The organism is uncultured Rhodococcus sp., assembly GCF_963525155.1.
In the GTDB taxonomy this organism is placed as follows: Bacteria; Actinomycetota; Actinomycetes; order Mycobacteriales; family Mycobacteriaceae; genus Rhodococcus_F; species Rhodococcus_F qingshengii.
Genome location: NZ_CAURKP010000258.1, coordinates 1 through 5,807 on the forward strand (window position 1 = coordinate 1; position 5,807 = coordinate 5,807).

Genomic DNA, 5,807 nt, shown 5'->3' on the forward strand with positions numbered 1-5,807 from the left:
GCCTCCATCGCGGTACCCATGCCGTGGACCAGATGCTTCAGCTGCGTCGCCACCTCAGAACGCCCGCGAGATCGTCGCCATCACCGCCGCGCCACTGCCGATGTAATACGCGGGCGGCGAGCCGGCGATCACCGTGCCGTTGCGACCGATCGTGTCCTGCGCATTGGTGCTGACCGCCTGGACGCCGGCGAGGACATGCGGATCGGTGACGTTGATCGCGTTGACGCGCAGGTCGGTGCGCTTGCCGTCGAGCCAGTCGGTGAACCCGCTGAGCATCAGCAGCGCCAATGCCCAGCCGTCCGAGTGCGTGACGAGCAGCAGGTAGGCGAACAGCGGCAGAGCGAGTAGACGCACGATACTGAGCACGTTGGGAACAGTGAGAATCCGATCCGTGGGGATCGGTTCTTGTTCGCCAGAGTTCACTGCACACACCTCGCGTCGTTCGATTGCCGTGCGGCCAGCTTTCCACAGCACGACGGACTATTCGCCGAGGCGCCGTAGCCTGAACTGTCCCGAGCGTGTCGAGCTGCCCTTATCTCCAGGCGAACACCGGCTGCTCGAGCTTGTCGATGCGCGTGTTCCGTCCGTTCAGCACTTCGCGGAACTGATAGATGACGGCTCCGGTCGGCGCATGGATCAGGCTCGTTCGGAAAGGCCATTGGATCACCGGGTTCGGTGATTCCTCGATGGTGACGAAGCGCGAGTCCACGTCGAGTTCCTCCGACGTGACGGCATACACCTGGGCCACCTCGTCGGGATTGGGTACCAGTCCCCCGATGTCCTCACCGGACCAGACGACGAACGGTCGGATCACAAATCCCGAACGGGTGACGTAGTCGTCGAGCCGGCCGATGATGTTCGACTCAGGGACGTCGACGCCCAACTCTTCGGACAGCTCCCGAACCGCTGCTTGTTCGGAAGACTCACCCGGGTCGACGCTTCCGCCCGGCAACGCGAATTGACCGGGGTGGGCGCGCATCTTGCTCGGCCGCTTCGTCACCGGGAACACTGGTGTTCCGTCCGCAGTCCGCATGACGACGATGACCACCGACGCCGAGCGCCTTCCGTCCAATTCGACCGACCGAGGTTCGAAAGCGGCAAGTGAGGCGACCACGTGGTCCCGATTCAGTAAATCTCCGTTCACCATGGCTCGACAGTAGCGCCACGAGACTGAGACCCTCAGCCAGTCTGGTCCATTTTGGCCGCTTCGCCTGATTATCGGTCTGTATTCCTGTCATGCTGAACAGGCAGAATCCACCGTGCGGCATGGCGAGAAGAGAACCTCGATGGCTGAGCAGTCCCAGACCCCCACCCCGCAGACCGACCAGAGCGCGCCGGGCGCGTCGAATCGGGCCTCCCGCTTCGCCTCCGACACGCTGAGCGTCCTGCGGCGTGTGCCGTTCACCGCGAGCGTCGTGCTCACCATCACCGTCGTCGGGATCGCGACCGGCGCCCTGTGGAATCACGTCCGTACCTACTCGTGGTTCAACGACATCGCCTACGGAGTTCCTGCCTTGCAGGAAGGCAAGTGGTGGACTCTCGTCACGGGGTGGTTCTTCGGATTGACGCCGGGTCAGTATGTTTCGATCATCGTCGTTTTTGCCTTCGCGGTCGGCTGGTGCGAATGGCGCCTGGGAACCAAGAACGCGGCCATCGTCACGATCAGCGGTCAGTTGGCGGGCGAACTCGGTGCATCGCTCCTCCTCTGGGCGGGCAGCCACACCGACTGGGATTGGGCTCGCAACCTCGCCACCCACCGCGACGTCGGTGTCACCACCGCAATCATCGCCGCACTCGCCGCGACCACGGCAACACTCCGCTCGCCCTGGCGAATGCGAGTGCGCGCCATTCTGTGCGCGTACATTGCGATCGCGTTCCTCTTCGAAGGCCGCCTCGCCGACGTGCAGCACCTCATCGCGGTCGCGATATTCCTGCCGGTGGGCGAGAAGTTCTTCGGCGACGGAGAGCGCGGATTCATCCCCCGAACGCGACGCGAGATCCGCCTGCTCGGATTCATCGGCCTGCTCCTGATCGGCGTGGTCGAGATCGCCGTCTGGCTGTTCCCCGGAAGCGGACCGTTCGGGCCGACGGAAGCCGAAACCGGTTCGGGCTGGACGGCATTGATCGACGTGGTCATCGTTGCCCTGATCGCGGACCAGTTGCGACGAGGTCGCCGCTGGGCCTGGTGGGTTGCCGTGGTGTTCGGTTCACTGACGGTTTTGGCCACCGCCCTCGTCCTCGTCTCGGTCATCTTCTTCGACTACGAGAGCGCCGGCGCCGTCACGGTCGGTACCGCGCTGCTCTGGCTTCTCGAACTCATCTTGTTGATCAAGGGCCGCCACGCTTTCCACGTACCGATGCGGCGCAAGATTCGAGGCGGGCCGTTGTCCGGGAACGATCCGCGCGCCGCCGCTCAGGAACTGCTCAAACGGCACGGCGGCGGAACCATGTCGTGGATGACGACGTGGGACGGCAACAGTTACTACTTCGGCGAGTCGGGTGAGAGCGTCGTTGCATTCCAACGGCATGTCGGTGTCGTCGTGGTCCTGGCGGATCCGATAGCGAGCCCCGACCGACTTGCCGCAGCGGTCGACGAATTCACGACGATGTCCGAAGCCAACGGCCTCACTCCCTGCTTGTTCTCCGTGGGGAAGGAGACAGCCGACGCCGCCACCCGGCGTGGCTGGCGCACCGTTCAGGTCGCCGAAGACACGATCGTCGACCTACCAGAACTGCAGTTCACCGGTAAATCCTGGCAGGACATCCGCTCGGCGCTCAACAAGGCCAAGAAGGACGACATCACCTTCCGGATGACAACATTGGCCGACGAGCCGTTCTCCGTATTGGCTCAGGTGCGCGCCATCTCCGAGGAATGGGTGGGCGACAAGGGGCTACCCGAGATGGGGTTCACCCTCGGAAGCGTCGAGGAGGCGCTCGATCGCGACGTCCGGGTCGGCTTGGCCGTCGACCCGACCGGAAGCATTCACGGCGTCACCTCGTGGTTGCCGGTGTACGGCGAAGGCGGCGTGGTTCAGGGTTGGACACTCGACGTCATGCGTCGACGTCCCGACGGGTTCCGTCCGGTGGTCGAGTTCCTCATCGCATCGTCGGCCCTCGAGTTCAAAGAACAAGGTGCCCAATTCGTCTCACTGTCCGGAGCACCGCTCGCCCGCAGCGACGACGGCGCCGACGCCGCATCGATGGACCGCCTGCTGGACATGCTCGGAGCCGCGATGGAACCGCTGTACGGCTTCCGGTCTCTTCACGCGTTCAAGAAGAAGTTCAAGCCGAGGTACGAACCCGTTTTCCTGTGTTTCCGCGACGAGGCCGACCTGCCTCGGATCGGAATCGCACTGACGCGTGCATACCTGCCCGACGCAACGGCTCCTCAGCTGATCAAGCTCGCCACCAGCAAGAGTTGACGCCGTGCGGTCCTGGTTCGAGCACACGGTCGTCAACACCGGCAGGCTCCCGCTGTTCTTCCTCCTACTCGCCTTTGTCCTGACGTTCCTGTTCATCCGCTTCAGCGTCCGGATGATCCGGGCCGAGGTCTCGTGGTGGCCAGGCAATGTCACGCCCGGTGGAATGCACATCCACCACATGGTTTTCGGTTTGATGATGATGCTCGTGTCCGGCTTCGCCTTCATCGCTCTGGCCGACTATCACACCCCGATCGCCAATTGTGTTCTCGCGTCGGTGTTCGGCATCGGCAGCGCGTTGGTCCTCGACGAGTACGCGCTCGTGTTGCATCTGCGCGATGTCTACTGGGCCGAGGAAGGTCGCTCGTCCATCGACGCAGTGTTCGTTGCCATCGCGATCTCGTTCCTTTTCCTTCTCGGGGTCCACCCGATCGGGTTCGCGGGAGAGTTCGACCCGTACGAGCAGGACCGCAGCCTGGCGACGTTGATCGGCGTTGTCGTCGCGATCGTGATCCAACTCGGACTCGCCGTGATCACGTTGATGAAGGGCAAACTCTGGACCGGCCTGATCGGGCTGTTCTTCACCCCACTTCTGTTGATCGGAGCAATTCGGTTGAGTCGCCCGGGTGCGCCGTGGGCGCGCTCGCGTTACCGCGACAGGCCGGCGAAGATGAGCCGGGCAGTGGCCCGTGAACAGCGTTATCGCGAGCCGATGATCCACGCGAAGATCTACGTGCAGGAAACGGTGTCGGGAAGTTTCGGTTCCACTCCCCCGCCCCCACCACCGCTCCCCGTCGTCGACACCACAACCCCCACGTCGAAGGTCGGATTGTCGCGGCGGCTCTCGGACAGAATTCGCTGGCGTCGAACTCGCCGACGACTACGAACAGTCCCCGTCTGGCGCCTCCCCGTGATCCTCGTCGTCCTGTCCGTCGTCACCGCGAACATCCTCGTCGGGATCGACGGAGATCTCGTCAGCGACGGCGACGTCGGTACCATTTCCGAGGGCGTGGACGCCGGGGCCACCGCGACGCTGCTCAGCGTCATCGCCGGCGGGATGATCACTCTCACCGGTCTGGTGTTCACCGCCATCACCCTCGCAATGCAGTTCGGCGCATCGCAGATTTCGGTGCGGGTGGTCCCGATGCTTGCGCAGCAGCGGGTGATGCGGTGGTCGATCGGCATGTTTCTGGCCACGTTCGTCTTCTCCTTGATCATTGCGCTCGATCTGGCGCTCGATTCGGAGAATTCCTCACCGACCATCTCCACGGCGATCGCACTGCTTCTGGCATTGGCCAGTGCGATCCTGTTCATCGCGTTGGTGGCGAAGGTCGGGTCGATTCTCAATTCCAGTCGGTTGCTGCGTTGGATAGCGGCCCAGGGCCGGAGCGCGACGATTCGTGCCTATCCGCTGTACGAGGACCTGCCCTCTGGCGCACCGAAACCCAGTCAGCCGCTCCCCCTACCCCAACCGCGCGAGTCCGAGAACTCCGAGAGCGCCGACGCACTGGTGATTCGCCTGCGCCACCTCTCACCCGACGGCCGGATTCTGCTGGCGATCGATCTCGCACGACTGCAGCGGTTGGCCGGCCGCTGGGACGTCTCGGTCGAAGTCGTCCCCAGCATCGGCGAGTTCGTCGCCCAGAACGCGCCCCTCTTCGAGGTACGCGGACCGTCGCTGAAGGTACGCCCGGATACCTTGATGTCGTGCTTGATCTTCGGTGACACGCACAGCCCGGTCGTCAGCCCCGGTGCAGCGCTTCAGTCGATCGTGGACATCGCGCTCAAGGCACTGTCACCCGCCATCAACGACCCGGGCCGAGCCGTCCAGGCTCTCGACCACATCGAAGATCTTCTGGTACTTCTCGCCCCGCGGGTCCGCTTCGACACATCAACCTCGGATCTCACGCTGATCAGAGGGCAGCAACGCACCTGGACCGATTACGTGTCCGTCGCCACCGACGAGATCCGGCACTTCAGTACCAATTCCGCGCAGGTCCAGCGCCGTCTACGCGCGGTATTCGCGACCTTGCTCGAAGCCTGCCCGCCGGACCAGCACCCTCCGCTACTCGAGCGCGTCGACGCACTCGATGCGCAATTGACCCGAGAATGGACCGGCGCACTCGACCTTCGGCTCGCGAGTGTGGCGGATCCGCAGGGATTGGGCTCCGAAGCCGGGGCGACCGGAAGAATTCACCCGCTGATCATCGGGTCTTCGGAACTTCCGGACGATCGTTCATCCGGGCAGGCCGAGTCGCGTTCCCAGCCAACCTAATTGACTCGCCAATCCAGCCGACCACACCTGGAAGCTGTGCCCTCCGTCGACCTCGGCGCAGTGAACCTCCATCCCTGCGGCCATTGCGGCTACGTAGAGCGATTGAAGACATG

The 5,807-nt window shown here is 63.8% G+C and carries 3 protein-coding genes and 1 pseudogene; 2 read left to right on the forward strand and 2 right to left on the reverse strand.

What is annotated here, in order from left to right:
• Window positions 1–240: 240 nt before the first annotated feature.
• Both RWT78_RS27490 and RWT78_RS27495 read right to left on the reverse strand, forming a co-directional pair.
• Window positions 241–423 (reverse strand): annotated as a pseudogene (locus tag RWT78_RS27490) (CDP-alcohol phosphatidyltransferase family protein); the annotation flags it as partial.
• 109 nt (window positions 424–532) lie between these two features.
• Window positions 533–1,147 (reverse strand): CoA pyrophosphatase, encoded by a 615-nt coding sequence (locus RWT78_RS27495; RefSeq protein ID WP_314682315.1) that lies wholly within the window; start codon window positions 1,145–1,147, stop codon window positions 533–535.
• A 139-nt stretch (window positions 1,148–1,286) separates the two neighbouring features.
• Here RWT78_RS27495 and RWT78_RS27500 point away from each other — a divergent pair, with 139 nt between their 5' ends.
• Window positions 1,287–3,422: a DUF2156 domain-containing protein gene (locus RWT78_RS27500; RefSeq protein WP_314682318.1), complete on the forward strand. Its 2,136-nt coding sequence runs from the start codon at window positions 1,287–1,289 to the stop codon at window positions 3,420–3,422.
• A 4-nt stretch (window positions 3,423–3,426) separates the two neighbouring features.
• The gene (locus RWT78_RS27505) at window positions 3,427–5,694 is read left to right on the forward strand and encodes a DUF2254 family protein (protein ID WP_314682321.1); all 2,268 of its coding nucleotides are present in this window, start codon (window positions 3,427–3,429) and stop codon (window positions 5,692–5,694) included.
• Window positions 5,695–5,807 lie beyond the last annotated feature (113 nt).